The 15,643-nt window shown below is 60.8% G+C and carries 14 protein-coding genes; 6 read left to right on the top strand and 8 right to left on the bottom strand.

From position 1 onward, the window contains the following. Positions 1-7: 7 nt before the first annotated feature. The 6 genes from IMCC21224_RS14060 to IMCC21224_RS14035 all read right to left on the bottom strand — a co-directional run bounded on the left by IMCC21224_RS14060 (position 8) and on the right by IMCC21224_RS14035 (position 7,211). Entirely contained in the window at positions 8-937 is a 930-nt protein-coding gene (locus IMCC21224_RS14060) for a GAF domain-containing protein (RefSeq protein ID WP_047995888.1), read from the bottom strand. Then, positions 937-2,643, bottom strand: coding sequence for an ABC transporter ATP-binding protein (locus tag IMCC21224_RS14055; protein ID WP_047995887.1), 1,707 nt, complete (start codon positions 2,641-2,643; stop codon positions 937-939). Before IMCC21224_RS14055 ends, IMCC21224_RS14060 begins: the two co-directional genes overlap by 1 nt. 5 nt (positions 2,644-2,648) lie before the next feature. Beyond that, positions 2,649-3,722, bottom strand: a complete 1,074-nt coding sequence (locus tag IMCC21224_RS14050) for an ABC transporter permease (protein ID WP_047995886.1) — start codon at positions 3,720-3,722, stop codon at positions 2,649-2,651. Between the two features lie 112 nt (positions 3,723-3,834). Further along, positions 3,835-5,202 carry a CmpA/NrtA family ABC transporter substrate-binding protein gene (locus tag IMCC21224_RS14045; protein ID WP_047995885.1) on the bottom strand — a complete coding sequence of 456 codons (1,368 nt, stop codon included), beginning with the start codon at positions 5,200-5,202 and terminating at the stop codon, positions 3,835-3,837. Positions 5,203-5,454: 252 nt separating this feature from the next. Then, the gene (locus IMCC21224_RS14040) at positions 5,455-6,630 is read right to left on the bottom strand and encodes a CmpA/NrtA family ABC transporter substrate-binding protein (RefSeq protein WP_047995884.1); all 1,176 of its coding nucleotides are present in this window, start codon (positions 6,628-6,630) and stop codon (positions 5,455-5,457) included. Beyond that, positions 6,627-7,211: an ANTAR domain-containing response regulator gene (locus IMCC21224_RS14035; RefSeq protein ID WP_047995883.1), complete on the bottom strand. Its 585-nt coding sequence runs from the start codon at positions 7,209-7,211 to the stop codon at positions 6,627-6,629. Before IMCC21224_RS14035 ends, IMCC21224_RS14040 begins: the two co-directional genes overlap by 4 nt. 296 nt (positions 7,212-7,507) lie before the next feature. Here IMCC21224_RS14035 and IMCC21224_RS14030 point away from each other — a divergent pair, with 296 nt between their 5' ends. The 6 genes from IMCC21224_RS14030 to IMCC21224_RS14005 all read left to right on the top strand — a co-directional run bounded on the left by IMCC21224_RS14030 (position 7,508) and on the right by IMCC21224_RS14005 (position 13,568). After that, positions 7,508-8,317 (top strand): hydroxypyruvate isomerase family protein, encoded by an 810-nt coding sequence (locus tag IMCC21224_RS14030; protein WP_047995882.1) that lies wholly within the window; start codon positions 7,508-7,510, stop codon positions 8,315-8,317. Between the two features lie 113 nt (positions 8,318-8,430). Then, a complete protein-coding gene (hmgA, locus tag IMCC21224_RS14025) occupies positions 8,431-9,792 on the top strand; it encodes a homogentisate 1,2-dioxygenase (protein ID WP_082135218.1) in 1,362 nt (453 codons plus the stop codon). Continuing rightward, a complete protein-coding gene (locus IMCC21224_RS14020) occupies positions 9,789-10,784 on the top strand; it encodes a fumarylacetoacetate hydrolase family protein (RefSeq protein ID WP_047995881.1) in 996 nt (331 codons plus the stop codon). The genes hmgA and IMCC21224_RS14020 overlap by 4 nt, the downstream gene beginning before the upstream one ends. Then, positions 10,781-11,728: an MBL fold metallo-hydrolase gene (locus IMCC21224_RS14015; protein WP_047995880.1), complete on the top strand. Its 948-nt coding sequence runs from the start codon at positions 10,781-10,783 to the stop codon at positions 11,726-11,728. Before IMCC21224_RS14020 ends, IMCC21224_RS14015 begins: the two co-directional genes overlap by 4 nt. Before the next feature lie 29 nt (positions 11,729-11,757). Continuing rightward, positions 11,758-13,368 carry an FAD-dependent monooxygenase gene (locus IMCC21224_RS14010; protein WP_047995879.1) on the top strand — a complete coding sequence of 537 codons (1,611 nt, stop codon included), beginning with the start codon at positions 11,758-11,760 and terminating at the stop codon, positions 13,366-13,368. Further along, positions 13,368-13,568, top strand: coding sequence for a DUF2783 domain-containing protein (locus tag IMCC21224_RS14005; protein WP_047995878.1), 201 nt, complete (start codon positions 13,368-13,370; stop codon positions 13,566-13,568). The genes IMCC21224_RS14010 and IMCC21224_RS14005 overlap by 1 nt, the downstream gene beginning before the upstream one ends. Before the next feature lie 6 nt (positions 13,569-13,574). Here IMCC21224_RS14005 and IMCC21224_RS14000 read toward each other — a convergent pair whose 3' ends face one another. Then, positions 13,575-14,864, bottom strand: coding sequence for a sorbosone dehydrogenase family protein (locus IMCC21224_RS14000; RefSeq protein ID WP_047997138.1), 1,290 nt, complete (start codon positions 14,862-14,864; stop codon positions 13,575-13,577). A 131-nt stretch (positions 14,865-14,995) separates the two neighbouring features. Then, positions 14,996-15,550, bottom strand: a complete 555-nt coding sequence (locus IMCC21224_RS13995; protein ID WP_047995877.1) for a helix-turn-helix domain-containing protein — start codon at positions 15,548-15,550, stop codon at positions 14,996-14,998. Positions 15,551-15,643: the final 93 nt, after the last annotated feature.

Raw genomic sequence — 15,643 nt, 5'->3', positions numbered from 1 at the left:
TATCCTCTCAGCAATACCAGGCGACGATGTGGGCCAGTTCGGTCCCGCGATAGACCGGGAAGGCGACCATGGACTGGTAGCCAGCCGGCACGCCTGCGCCGCTTTCCAAAATCGGCAGACCGGTGCCCAGTACTTTGCCGATCAGTCCCTGCCACGCGCCGATGCGGCGTTCCTTTTCGTCGCTCCACAGCGGACCCTCGCGGGCACAAAGGCCATCAATCAGCACGGCCTCGTTGGCTTTTCCGACCTTGGCGTCGCGCGCATCCCAGATTTCGAACCGGCGGGCGATAGGGGTGCCAAGTGCCGACAACAGCGTCAGGACATAGGTCTTGCCGCCCGGCACCGGCACCGGCAGACCCAGACCGGTCGTCAGACCTGCCTTGCCGGCGCTTTCTGCCCGGACAAAGCGGTAACCAGAGCCCAGATCACGCATCAGCATCGGTGTGTTGGCCGACCAGACACCGCCGGGCAGACCCTGACCGCGCGGGAATTGCGTGTGCTGCGATACCCATTCGAAATGCTTGGCCGCACCGTAATAGCCGTCATCCAGCAGCAGCAGCCCATCCTTTTCGGCCCAGACCTCGATCGCGCCGGTACGGTATGAATCGTCGGCACAGAGCACCACCAGAACCGCCTTTAGCGTGTCACCGGCAAACACCGGCACCGCAACGGCGGTGGTCAATCCCGCAGCCTTGGCGGCGTCTGTGCGTTTGAAATACGACCCCGCGAAACCCTTGAGCACGACGGGGCGCGCCTCGTCCCAGGCCTTGCCGGGAAGGCCCTCGCCTTTGGCAAAGCTTTCGTTACCCGAAACGGCGGCGAAGTCTGTTAACCCGCCGTAACTGCCGCTGCCCAGAACCAGACGATCGCCTTCGGGCACCCAGATTTCGGCGACTTCGATAAAGGTGCGCGTCGGCGCGTCCATGACCGTATCCATTATGCAGCCTCCTGCTGATCGGTGGATTTTTTGTCCTCATCGGCGGGCGCGGGGGCGGATTTGCCTTTGGCGCCATGTTCATATTCTTCGAGAAAGCTCAGAACCTGCTCGCGGTAGAGGTAGTAGTCGGGATGCTCCAGCAGCGCCTTGCGGGTGCGGGGGCGGGGCAGATCGACATTGACGATCTTGCCGATGGTGGCCTGCGGGCCGTTGGTCATCATCACCACGCGGTCGGCCAGCAGGATCGCTTCGTCGACGTCATGGGTGACGCAGATCGCGGTGACCTTGGTGCGTGACCACACCTCCATCAGCACCTCTTGCAACTCCCACCGGGTCAGGCTGTCGAGCATGCCAAACGGTTCATCCAGCAGCAGCAGTTTCGGTGACAGGGCAAAAGCGCGGGCGATGCCGACGCGCTGGCGCATGCCGTTCGACATCGACGACGCCATCTTGTTCATGCTGTCGCCCAGACCGACGCGTTCGAGGTAATATTCGACGACGTCCTGCCGTTCGCCCTGTGAGGCGCGCGGATACACCTTGTCGACGCCAATCGCGACGTTTTCGCGCGCGGTCAGCCAAGGGAACAGGTTGGGTGACTGGAACACCACGGCGCGTTCGGGGTCAGCGCCTTCGACATGCCGTCCGTCCAGACGAATACCACCCTTGGAGATAGAATTGAGTCCTGCCGCCATAGTCAGAACTGTGGATTTCCCGCAGCCGGAATGGCCGATCAAAGAGATGAATTCGCCGCGGTTGACCTTGAGATCAAAGTCTTCAACCACGGTGAGCGGCCCTTTGGGCGTCGGGTAGATCTTGTGCAACTGGCTGAAGTCCAGGAACCGCTCTTCGATCATGCCTTCCTGTGCCGCAGCCACCGCTGCGGGTACGCCATGGATCGGAGTGACGTTGGGCAGGGTGCGGGTTTCCTCGATCTTGGCCTCGATGCCCACGTCCATCAGGTATTTGGTCACCTGCGCCCGCAGCGCCTTGAAGGTGTCGTCGTGGTTCATCTCCATCCGGTCGCGTGGGCGGGGAATGCTGACCTCAAACGCGTCGCCCAGCGTTCCGTCGGGGTTCAGCGGGATGATCCGGTCGGCCATGATGATGGCCTCGTCTACGTCGTTGGTGATCAGCACAACAGTCTTTTTGTCGGTTTCCCAGATGTCCAGAATCTCGTCCGCCAGATTGGCCCGGGACAGGGCGTCCAGCGCCGACAGCGGCTCGTCCAGCAGCAGCATTTCAGGCGACATTGCCAGCGCACGCGCCACCGACACCCGCTGCCGCATGCCGCCAGAGAGTTCGGACGGGCGACGCAGTGCCGCATGGCTGAGGCCAACCATGGCGATGTAGTGATCTGCCTTGGCCAGCTTTTCGGCCTTGGGCATCTGCGGGAACACCGAATCCACCGCCAGCATCACGTTGCCGCGCACGGTGAGCCATGGCATCAGACTGTAGTTCTGAAACACCAGGCCGCGTTCCGGCCCCGGTTCGGTCACCGGCGCACCCTTGAACATGACAGACCCCTTGTCCGGGGTGTCGAGACCCGCCATCAGGTTCATGATGGTGGATTTGCCTGACCCCGAGAAGCCAAGGATGGCAAGGAATTCGCCGTCGCGGACGTTGAGGTTGATGTTGCGAAGCACTTCGGCGCGGTTCAACCCTTCGCCATAGCCCTTGGAGACGTTCTGAAAGCTGAGAATATCCATGTCGCTCACCTGTTTGCCGAAAAGGTAAAGGCGGATTGCAGCGCGAACATCACCCGGTCCAGCGCAAAGCCGATGATCCCGATGGTGAAGACGGCGACCATGATCTTGGCCAGTGATTGCGACGATCCGTTCTGGAATTCATCCCAGACAAATTTGCCAAGGCCGGGGTTCTGCGCCAGCATTTCGGCGGCAATCAGCACCATCCAGCCCACACCAAGGGACAGGCGCAGCCCGGTAAAGATCAGTGGCAGCGCCGAGGGCAGCACCAGCTTGGTGATCTTGGTCCAGGTGTTCATTTTCAGCACCTTGGAGACGTTCACCAGATCCTTGTCGATGCTTGCCACGCCAAGTGACGTGTTGATCAGCGTCGGCCAGAGCGAGCAGAGCGTGACGGTGATGGCGGACACGAGGAAGGATTTCGAGAACATGCCGTCATTGGTGGCATAAGCCGCCGAGACGATCATTGTCACAATCGGTAGCCAGGCCAGCGGACTGACGGGCTTGAAGATCTGGATCAGCGGGTTCAGCGCGGCGTTCGCAGTGGCCGACAGGCCAGCCATGATGCCTAGCGGAATGGCAATGGCGCTGGCGATCAGAAAGCCAAAGAACACGGTCTTGATCGAAGTCCAGATCTGGTCGTAGTAGCTGGGCGCGCCGGTATAGGCGATATCCTTTACATCCTCGGGCCGACCGGCGGCGATCATCTTTTCGTTGCGCTTGTCGATCTGCGCATAGAACTTTGCCTCCCGGACCCCCTTGGCCTGTGCGTCCTCGTGCAGCTTTACCGCTTCGGTCCAGACCGCACCGGGGCCGGGAATCGCGCCCAGCGATGTCTGCACGGTCGGTGCGAGCGTGGCCCAGGCGACCAGGAATATTGCGATGGCCAACATCGGCACACCCAGCAGACGCCAGATATCCTTGGCCTGTGCGCGGGGATTGTCACCGGCGGCGGCCTTTAGAACCGGAGTCATCCAGCTCAGTCCCAGCACCTGAAACCAAGGATCTGCCTTGTTGATGCGGGTGAATAGCCGGGCGCGGCGGGCTTCCCGGTCTGCGAAGTCAGGGTCGATGGTTGTCATGACAGGGTGTCCTCGGAGAGTGATGCGGTTCGGTCTTGCGAATGGAAATTAGCTGGATCGGGACAGACACTGCCCCGGCACCATTCAAACGAAGGTGCCGGGGCGTTGCGCATCAGCCCTGGACCTCGTCACCGACGACGATCTGGGCACCCTTCAGGCCGATCGGCAGGCTCTCCAGATAGGCGTTGGGGGTTTTGCCGTCATAGGCGATACCGTCGATGATATCGGACGCAGGGGTCGGTGCCTTGTAGCCATCGCTGTCCCAAGGGAAATCCGCCTCGGCGGCCAGATCTTCGTCCACCAGCAGGCGCGCGGCCTCAAGGTAGATGTCGGGGCGATAGACGCTGCGCGCGGTCTCATCGTACCAGGCGTCGGTCTGCGCCTCGGCGATCTGGCCCCAGCGGCGCATCTGCGTCAGATACCAGACCGCGTCAGAATAGAACGGGTAGGTCGCGTTGTAGCGGAAGAACACGTTGAAATCCGGGACGTCGCGCACATCGCCCTTTTCATATTCAAACGTTCCGGTCATCGAATTGGCGATCACCTCGGCATCCGCACCGACATATTCTGAGCGCGACAGGATCTCGACCGCCTCTTCGCGGTTGGCGTTGTCGTTTTCGTCCAGCCACATCGCGGCGCGGATCAGCGCCTTGGTCACGGCCAGTGTGGTATTGGGATAATCCTGCGCAAAACTCGCGTTGATGCCGAACACCTTTTCAGGGTTGTTCTTCCACAACTCATAGTCGGTGATCACCGGCACGCCGATGCCCTTGAACACCGCCTGCTGGTTCCACGGCTCACCAACGCAATAGCCGTTGATTGTGCCCGCTTCCATCGTCGATGGCATCTGCGGCGGTGGTGTGACGGACAGGTAAACATCGCCACCGATCTGGCCGGTGACGTTTTCGGGGGAATAGAGGCCGGGATTGATCCCGCCCGCGGCCAGCCAGTAGCGCAATTCGTAATTGTGGGTCGATACCGGGAACACCATGCCCATGTTGAACGGCTTGCCCTCGGACCGGAACTGGTCAATCACCGGCACCAGGGCCGCGGCGGAAATCGGGTGCTGCGGGCGACCATCGTCCATTGTCGGGATGTTGGGTTTCATCATCTCCCAGACCTCGTTCGACACAGTGATGCCGTTGCCGTTCAGGTCCATCGAAAAGGGGGTGATGATATGCGCCTCGGTCCCGTACCCGATGGTGGCGGCCAGCGGCTGACCCGCCAGCATGTGCGCGCCGTCCAATGTGCCGTCGATCACGCCATCCAGCAGCACCTTCCAGTTGGCCTGTGCCTCAAGCGTCACAAATAGCCCCTCATCGAGGAAAAAGCCCTGTTCGTACGCCACGGCGAGCGGCGCCATGTCCGTCAGCTTGATAAAGCCGAACGTCAGCTCGTCTTTTTCCAAGTCCAGCATCTGGGCCATGGCCGGGCTTACCAGCATTGTGGTCGAGGCGATGGCAGCATAGAGGTTCTTCATTCGTCCGTCCTTTTTGGCGCCCGAAACTGGGCAAAAAACACAAAAAAACGCCGCTGACTGTCCGCGTATCATCGCGGAAGTCGAGCGGCGTTGCTCAGAGACCCATCTGGGGAAATTCGGTAGGAGACGCGCCATTGCGTTCCCTGCAACCTTCATCGCTCGACACATTCATTCAATCAAAGGAAAAGACGTTTCTGCTAAAAATTCATGCTGCTCTGCAGCATTGTTTGTCAGGCGATGCCTGTTTTGCAGTCAGTTTTTTGCGGAAGGGTCAAAAATGCGCCCGTCAAAGAACCGATCCGGGGCCAGCGTCAGCTGACCTGATTCTGAGGCAACGGCGGTTGGCACGCTCAGCGCGCCTTCGAGTTTCTCGCTTGCACCCGGCATTTCGGCCGTGGTCGAGGCAAGGTGATCGCGGTAAAGGTCGGTTCGGAAAATCGCCTTGGCCGCAGTCATTGCGGTATCACGGTCCAGCCCGACACGGGCAGCCAGTTGCGCGGCAATCCACGCGCCCTGCGACTTCCACGGAAATGTGGCGGCACCGGCAAAGAATTCCAGAAACCCGTCGACGCGTTGTTCATGGCCATTGCTGGTGGTGACCAGTTGACCGCTCAGCGCGCGGTCGATGATTTCGCTCGGCACACCCAGATAGGCGGGGCGTTGCAGGATTTCGGCGGTGGTGATGCGGTTCGCGGGTTGGGCCAGCCAGCGGCAGGCGCGCCAGACTGCACGCATCAGGCGTCCGGTCTCGTCCGGTTGTGTCTGTGCGTAGTCGTGGCGCATGGCCAGCACCTTTTCGGGTGCGGATGACCGGATAGTGCAGGTTGGCAGCAGCAGTTCGCCCACGCCGTTCTCAACCGCGATCGAGCCCCACGGCTCACCGACGCAAAAGGCGTCAATCTCATCCGCGGATATGGCGTCGGCCATCAACTGGGGCGGAACCGTGCGCACGTCCAGCGATTGTGGGACTGATAGCCCCAAAGCGCCCAGCCAGTAATAGAGCAGCTCCGCGTGCATCGAGAACGGAAATGGCACGCCGATGCGCAATGGCCGACCAAGCGAGATCAGCGCCTGACCCGCCGCGCGGGCATCCAAGAATCCCGGCATATTGGCTTTGGCGCGCAGCTCTTGGGCGACCGCGGTCGATACCCCCACCACCGAGCCGTTGACCGATGTTACCTGAAGCACGTCGATCCGGTCAGCGATGCCGCCCAGCCCCAACGCCATGGCCACGGGCACTGGCGCCAGCATATGTGCAGCTTGGATTTGTCCCACCACCAGCCGGTCGCGCAGGGTCGACCAGCTTGGAGCTGAGTGCAGGATCAGCGACAGGCCCTCTTCCTCGGCAAATCCCATCTCGCGCGCGATAATCAGAGGTGCGGCGTCCACAAGGGGAATGAAGCCTGCGTTGATCTCGATTGTGCTCATGACAGCAGCTCTGCCGCCGTCACCAGAGATTCCGCCACTTCGGACAACCGCCGCCCCTTGTCCATGGCGGTCTTGCGCAGCAGGGCATAGGCATCGTCCTCGCCGATATTGCGGCTGCGCATCAGAATGCCCTTGGCACGGTCGATGATCTTGCGCTCTTCCAGCGCCTGTTTGGTGGCTTCCAATTCGGTGCGCATCCGCTGGAACATATGGAACCGCGCAATCGCCGCATCCAGCACCGGGCGGATCCGGCCGGACCGCAGCCCGTCCACCACATAGGCCGATACGCCCGCCTCGACCGCCTGCCGCGTCAATGAACTATCGGACTGGTCGACGAACATGGCCACAGGACGTTCCAGCGGGCTTGATGCCAGGGTCAGTTCTTCAAGGATATCGCGGCTTGGGCTGGAAATGTCGACCAGCACCACGTCGGGATTAAACGCGGCAATCTTTTGCCGCAGGGCACGAAAGTCCGAAATGACGTGAAGCGTGTAGTCATCAACCTGACGCATGGTGTCGATGATCATCTGGGCCCGTTCGGGCTCTTGTTCGATGATGACGATGGAGAGTGGTGCGGTCATGCCGCTACCCGCGATGCATTTCGGGAGAATGTAAAGTGACCCTGCGCCAGGTGGTGGCGTGGTTACAGAATGCGCCTGCGGGGTGGGCGTCGGACTGGGATGATTGCCTGCTTTTAGGGCGATTGGCAAAGCTTTGGGCGGCGGGGCGGTCCTCTGATGGAGGCGGGGCTTTGCCTCCGGTGTGCCGAATTTCGTTGTCGTTGCAGAACCTGGGACAGACTGCTTGACCCGGCGCACTGGCCTGCGCAGTGTGCCGCCATACCGCCAACGCGACATCCTGAGGAGGGGACGCCACCATGGCGACATTTTCCGCCAATCTTGGCTTTCTGTGGACTGAATTGTCTCTGCCCGCCGCCATCCGCGCGGCCAAGGCTGCTGGTTTTGACGCTGTCGAATGCCACTGGCCTTATGACGTGTCGGCCCTGACGCTTGCCGCCGTGCTGCATGAAACCGGTCTGCCGATGCTGGGGCTGAACACACGGCGCGGCGATACCGGGGCAGGTGACAATGGCCTGTCGGCACTGCCGGACCGCGTCGACGAAGCCCGTGCCGCCATCGACGAAGCCATCGCGTATGCTGTCGCGACTGACACTGCCAGCGTTCACGTCATGGCCGGTTTTGCCGAGGGGGCGGACGCCCACAACACCTTTGTCACCAACCTGCGCTATGCCTGCGACGCCGCCGCGCCGCATGGCATCACTATCCTGATAGAACCGCTGAACCGTTATGACGCACCGGGATATTTCCTGCGCACAACCGATCAGGCGCTGGACCTGATTGTTGAAGTTGGGGCTACCAATCTGGCGCTGATGTTCGACTGCTATCATGTGCAGTTGATGGAAGGGGATCTGAGCCATCGCCTGCGGGATCTTATGCGCGTCATCGGCCATGTCCAGTTTGCGTCGGTTCCCGACCGGGCCGCGCCGGATCATGGTGAGGTGCATTACCCTCATATTTTTGCGCTGCTGGACGAGCTTGGCTATGACCGCCCTCTGGGCGCGGAATATAAACCCGGTGGCCCGACCGATGCGACGTTGGGCTGGATGCCGGGAAAGGCGCAGAGCGCGGATAAGCGGCGCAGCGCGGGTCGGGCGCGCAAGGCCTGATCCGACCTGTCGGCGATGCCGGCGCAGACGCCCCCCGGCACTGCATTTTTGATGTTGTTAGTTACAAAATCAACCAATAGCACGCAGGTAGACGATCCAGAGGGGGAGCCGCCATGACCGATCCGACCAAGATTTCCGGCCTGAACCAGTCTGCCGACGGGCCCCTGTTGCAGTCGGGCTACATGCCCGGTTTTGGCAATGATTTCGAAACCGAGGCGCTGCCGGGCGCGCTGCCGCAGGGACGAAACAGCCCGCAACGCTGTGCCTACGGCCTATATGGTGAACAGCTTAGCGGTACTGCCTTTACCGCGCCCAGCCATCAGAACGAACGCACGTGGTGTTACCGCATCCGTCCCTCGGTCAAACACACTGGGCGCTTTGCCAGGATTGACATGCCGTATTGGAAATCCGCGCCACATGTCGATCCTGACGTGACCTCGCTCGGGCAATATCGCTGGGATCCGGTGCCGCATTCCGATGCTGCTTTGACCTGGATCACCGGGATGCGGACGATGACAACGGCGGGGGATGTCTACACGCAGACCGGCATGGCCAGTCACATCTATCTTGTCACCCGGTCAATGGAGGATGCCTATTTCTATTCGGCCGACAGCGAAATGCTGGTGGTGCCGCAAGAGGGCAGGTTACGGTTCTGCACCGAACTGGGGGTTATCGACCTTGCCCCGCAAGAGATCGCGATCCTGCCGCGCGGGCTTGTCTACCGGGTTGAACTGCTGGATGGGCCTGCGCGCGGTTTTGTCTGCGAAAATTACGGGCAAAAGTTCGACCTGCCGGGGCGTGGCCCGATCGGCGCAAACTGCATGGCCAATCGCCGGGACTTCAAGACGCCCGTGGCAGCGTTCGAGGATCGCGAGACACCCTCAACCGTCACCATCAAATGGCAGGGCCAATTTCACGAGACGCGGATCGGCCAAAGCCCCCTGGATGTGGTGGCCTGGCATGGCAATTACGCGCCGGTCAAATACGACCTGAGCACCTATTGCCCGGTCGGCGCGGTGCTGTTTGATCATCCCGATCCGTCGATCTTTACCGTGCTGACCGCGCCCTCTGGCGTCGAAGGCACCGCCAACATCGACTTTGTGCTGTTTCGCGAACGCTGGGGCGTCGCCGAGGATACCTTTCGCCCGCCGTGGTACCACAAGAACGTCATGTCCGAACTGATGGGCAACATCTACGGCCAGTATGATGCCAAACCCAACGGCTTTGCCCCCGGTGGGATGTCACTGCACAATATGATGCTACCGCATGGCCCTGACCGAGAAGCGTTTGAAGCTGCCAGTGCCGCCGATCTGAAGCCGCACAAGCTGGACAATACCATGTCCTTTATGTTCGAGACACGGTTTCCCCAGCACCTGACCAGATTCGCTGCTAAAGAGGCACCGTTGCAGGACGATTACATTGATTGCTGGACCTCGCTGGAAAAAAAGTTTGACGGCACGCCGGAGGGAAAATGAAGATTGCGACGCTTAGAATACCAGTGGATCGGGTGTCCAATACCGGCACCCCCGATGGTCAGCTTGTCGTTGTTTCTGACGATCTGACCGGGATAGAAGGGATGGCCGCGCAGAGTTTGCAAGAGTGGCTGGACAAGGGGTTCGGCAATGTGACGCGCAATCATTCCCTGTCATTCCCCGATTCCGGAGTTCACAGCCCCCTACCACGCGCGTACCAGTTCCTCGATGGGTCGGCCTATGTGAACCATGTCGAACTGGTCCGCCAGGCACGTGGCGCGCAGATGCCCGACAGCTTTTGGCACGACCCGCTGATGTATCAGGGTGGGTCGGACAGTTTTCTGGCCCCGACCGACGACATTGTCGGCGATCCCGACTGGGGCATCGATTTTGAGGGCGAGATTGCGGTGATCACCGGCTTTGTTCCCATGGGCGCAAGCCGCGAACAGGCCGCCGAGGCGATCCGCTTTGTTATGCTGTGCAACGATGTGTCACTGCGCAACCTGATCCCCGGCGAATTGGCCAAGGGGTTCGGATTCGTGCAGTCGAAACCGGCGTGCAGCTTTTCGCCTGTCGCGGTGACGCCCGACGCGCTGCCGGGATGGGATGGGGCCAAGTTGCACGGCGTTCTGCGTATAGACCTGAACGGCGAACCCTTTGGCCGGGTCGATGCGGGCACCGACATGACCTTTGATTTCCCGACACTCATTGCCCATGCCGCCCGAACCCGGAACCTTGCCCCCGGCACCATCGTCGGGTCCGGCACCGTGTCGAACAAACTGGACGGTGGTCCGGGAAAACCCGTCGCACAGGGCGGCGCGGGCTACGCCTGCATTGCCGAACAGCGCATGATCGAGACGATCCTGACGGGGGCGCCAACAACACCATTTCTGCGCCCCGGAGACCACGTTAAAATCTGGATGGAGGATGACAACGGCGCCTCGATCTTTGGAGCTATCAGCCAGACAGTCAGACATATCAAGGACAAGACATGAGCGGATTTGCGAGCCAGAACGACCTAGACGAAAAGACCATATCCTTTACCGAAATTGGCGATGGCCTCTATGCCTTTACCGCCGAAGGTGATCCCAACACCGGGGTGATCATCGGGGATGAATCTGTGATGATCGTCGAGGCGCAAGCCACCCCGCGCCTGGCCCGTATGGTCATTGAAAAGGTGCGCGAGGTCACGGACAAACCCATCAGTCATCTTGTCCTGACTCATTACCATGCCGTCCGGGTACTGGGGGCGAGCGCCTATGGTACGCCCGAAATCATCATGTCCGACACCGCCCGTGCCATGGTCGCTGAACGCGGCCAAGAGGATTGGGACAGCGAATTCGGCCGCTTTCCCCGGCTTTTTCAGGGCCACGAAGAAATCCCCGGCCTGACCTGGCCCACCACGACGTTTTCCGATTCAATGACAGTCTATCTGGGCAAGCGCCGTGTCGATATCATGCACCTTGGTCGGGCACATACGGCAGGGGATGCCGTGGTCTGGGTGCCGGATCAGGACGTGATGTTCAGCGGTGATATCGTTGAATACCACTCGGCTTGCTACTGCGGCGACGGGCATTTTTCGGATTGGTCCGACACGCTGGACAACATCGCCGCGTTCGAACCCCATAGCATCGCACCGGGCCGCGGCGATGCGCTGGTCGGCCCCGAGATGGTGACCAAAGCAATCAGTGCGACGCGGGATTTTGTTCTGTCGACCTACAAACCTGTCGCCCGCGTGGTCGCACGGGGCGGTAGCCTGAAAGAGGCGTGGGATGCTTGCCGCGCCGAATGCGACCCCAAATTCGCTGATTACGCGATCTATGAACATTGTCTGCCGTTCAACGTCGCCCGTGCCTATGACGAAGCGCGCGGCATCGACACCCCCCGCGTCTGGACGGCTGAACGGGACAAGGAAATGTGGGCCGACTTGCAGGGCTGACGCCACCTGCGACAAAGGAGGACGCCAACATGCCCGCCTATGCCCCCCTGCGACAGCCGTTTGTCCGCCCGCCGGACCTGAACGGTGGCACAGGTCATACGCCTGTTGCCATTGTCGGGGCGGGGCCGGTTGGGCTGGCGCTGGCGATTGATCTTGCGCAGCGCGGTGTGGCCTCGGTTGTGCTGGACGATAACGATGTCGTTTCGATCGGGAGTCGGGCGATCTGCTGGGCCAAACGGACGCTCGAAATCTTTGACCGTCTGGGGATTGGCGAACGGATGCTGGCCAAGGGGGTCACGTGGCAGACGGGTCGGCTCTTTCATGGGGATAGGGAGGTCTATGCCTTTGATCTGCTGCCCGAGGCCGGGCACAAATACCCTGCATTCATCAACCTCCAGCAATACTACGTCGAAGAGTTCCTGATCGACCGCGCCCGCGACTTTCCCGACCTGATCGACCTGCGGTTTTTGTCTGAGGTGGTGGACCACGCGGCTGAGGGTGATGGTGTGCGCATAACGGTAGACACGCCAGAGGGGCGCTATGACCTGATCGCCACATGGCTTGTGGCCTGCGATGGCGCGGGGTCTCCCACCCGCAAACGCATGGGCCTGCCGTTCGAGGGGCAGACTTTCGAAGAACAGTTCCTCATCGCGGACATCGAGATGGCGGGAAACCCCTTTGGCGACGGACCACCCGAACGCTGGTTCTGGTTCGATCCGGTGTTTCACCCCGGAAAATCCGCCCTGCTGCATCAACAGCCCGACAATATTTACCGTATCGATCTGCAACTCGACCCTGGTAGCGATCCGGCCTCGGATATGAATGAAGACAGAGTGATGTCGCGGATCAGAGCCATCACTGGCGGCAAACCCCTTCGTCTAGACTGGATCAGCCTCTATCGGTTCCGCTGCATGCGGCTGGATCGGTTTGTCCATGGTCGGGTGATCTTTGCTGGTGATTCCGCGCATGTGGTGTCGCCGTTCGGGGCGCGTGGCGGCAATGGCGGTATTCAGGATATCGATAATCTGGGGTGGAAATTGGCGGCTGTTGTGTCCGGCGCTGCTCCGCATGGTTTGATCGACAGCTATGATGTGGAACGTGGCCACGCCGCAGACGAAAACATACGCTATTCCACCCGTGCCACCAATTTCATGACGCCGAAATCTCCGATAGAGGCGCTGTTTCGCGCCGAGACCCTGCGTTTGGCGCAGGATCAACCGTTCGCGCGACGGATGATCAATTCGGGCCGCCTGTCGCAGCCTTGCCATCTGAGTGGGTTCGGCCCGCAGACGCTCGGCGGCGGGACCGTGGCGCCCGGAACCACGCTGATCGACGCGCCGGTGGGGATGGACTGGTTGGTGTCGGTATTGCCGCTGGGGCTTTGTCTGGTCGGGTTCGGGGATGTGGTGCTGCCGGATGTGGCGGGACTTGCACGGATCGGTGTCGGGCAGCGAGCCGCCGATTATCCCTGTTACCCGGATCGCGATGGCTTTGCGATGGAACGCTACGGTCGCGATATCGCCTATCTGATACGCCCTGACGGCTATGTGGCAGCCTGTTTCGCGCGTCCGGACGCTGAATCAGTCCATAAGGCCATGTTACGGGCGCTTGGCCACCCAACAACAACCGAGGTTACGTGATGGCGAAACAAATCTACGACAGCCAACTGGGTGATGCCACGGATGATGCCTATGCGGTGATCATGGCCGCACATGACGGCCTGAGCGAGGCGCAAAGCCATGCCTTGAATGTCCGGCTTGTGTTGCTGATGGCCAATGCCATCGGGTCGGCTCGCGCGGTCGAGGATCTGTGCCAGACCGCGCGCGCCTATGTCGACTGACCGCGCTTACGCGCCAGTGACGCGCCAGATCACGTCGCCCACATCATCCGCCATCAGCAGTGATGTGCCATCCGGGCCGATCGCGACACCAACGGGGCGGCCGTAAGAGGTTTTTTCATCCTCGGACAGGAATCCCCACAGGATGTCGCGGGGTGGACCCGCCGGGCGGCCATTTTCAAACGGGACAAAGATCATTCGATATCCGCTGAGGATCGAGCGGTTCCACGATCCATGCTGGCCGATCACCATACCGTCGCCAAAGCCGGGCAGGGTGCCCGCAGGCATCCAGCACAGGCCCAGCGATGCGGTGTGCCCGCCCAATGCATAATCCGGCGTGATCGCGCGCGCGACCATCGCGGCATCCTGCGGCACGCGGTCATCGACGGTTTTGCCCCAATAGCAATAGGGCCAGCCATAAAACCCGCCGTCCTGCACCGAGGTCAGATAATCCGGCGGTGTTTCGTCACCCAGCCCGTCACGTTCGTTCACTGCGGTCCACAGCTTGCCTGTCACCGGCTCCCACGCTGTGCCGACCGCATTGCGCAGTCCTGACGCAAAGATGCGGGCGTTTCCGGTTGCCAGATCCAGTTCCCAGATTGCGGCGCGTCCCTCTTCGGCCTCCATGCCCTCGTCCGCGATATTACTCAGCGACCCGACGCCGGCATAGATCTTGGTTCGGTCGGGCGAGACGATCAGGCTGCGGGTCCAGTGGCCGCCCGGCTTGAACTCGACAAGCCGTTTGCCGGGGCCGGTCACATGGGTGGCGCCATCTTCGTAGTCGAATGCGACGATACCGTCAGTGTTGCCGACGTAGAACGTTCCATCCACCAGCGCCATGCCAAAGGGCTGGTTCTGCCCTTCAAGGAACACTTCGCGGGTTTCGGCCACACCATCGCCGTCACTGTCACGCCACAGCGAAATGCGGTTGGCGCTTTGACCGACGGCCTTGGCGCGTTTCATCGTGGCCTGCATGGCGTGGCCCATCAGGGTCTTGGGCTTGCTTTCCTGTTGCAGCGCCTCGGCCACCAGGACATCGCCGTTTGGCAGCACCTCGATCCAGCGCGGATGTGCCAGATTTGATGCAAAGGCGTTGACCTTTAATCCCGGTGCGGCGGTGGGGGTATGGCCCGGCTCCCATCCCTTGGCCGTCGGCATCTTGAGCGTCATAATCCCCTGCTTGCGCGCCTCAGGAATGTCCGGGGTCAGGCCGACGGCCTGTGGTGCTGGTGCGCTCATCCGTCTTAGCAACACCATTGCGCCGCCCACGATTGCGGTTGCCCGTGCGATAAAGTCCATGATCTGTCCTGCTGATTTTTCGCGTTCAGAGGTAACGCAGACTGCCATCCGGGCAAAGGGTGAAATGCCTGTTTCCAGTGCAAATTCGTGTGTCGCACCGAAATGCTGCCGCAATACGGTGCAGTTTCTGCTCAGTAGACAGGCGGAGAGATCACCCAGATCACCACCGCCGGCGCGTCCGAAAGGTTTTCCCAGGAATATTGCGGATCCTCGAAATGAAAGCTGTCGCCCGGGTGCAGATCAAAGGCCCGGTCGTTGATCGTCAGTCGCAGCTGACCCGAAATCAGCACTCCGGCATTTTCGCGCTGTTGCGGTTTGCGAATTGCCTCGCGGCTGGACTGTGGGGCGAAGGTCGATTTGATCATCTCGAACGCGCCGCTGAGGGTGGGGGACAACAATTCCTCGACCAGTCCGCTTTCACTCGATCCGATGGGCATCCGGTCGGCGGTGCGCAACACGACGCCCTGCTCTTCGGGGTGGCGCGAAGAGGATCGGAAAAAGAACGACAGGTTGACTTCGAACAAGGCGGCGATCTGCTCAAGGTCGCCCACCGATGCGGTTGTGTTGCCGCGCTCAATCAGGCTGAGCCAGGCCGGAGATCGTCCGATGGGCTGCGCCACATCCTGCAATGTCAGCTTGCGCGATTTGCGCAATGCACGGATGTCCGCGCCGACTTGTTTGCTCATGCAGATCGCCTTTTGTCGTGAATGTCGTGAAGGAGGTCGCCATAGCTTAGAATTCGAGGTGAGTATGTGCAATCATACTAAGATAGGCATAAA

It is taken from the genome of Puniceibacterium sp. IMCC21224 (assembly GCF_001038505.1).
Classification (GTDB): Bacteria; Pseudomonadota; Alphaproteobacteria; order Rhodobacterales; family Rhodobacteraceae; genus Puniceibacterium.
Note: the sequence above shows the minus strand (reverse complement) of the source record. Positions and strands in the feature narration are given on the sequence as shown.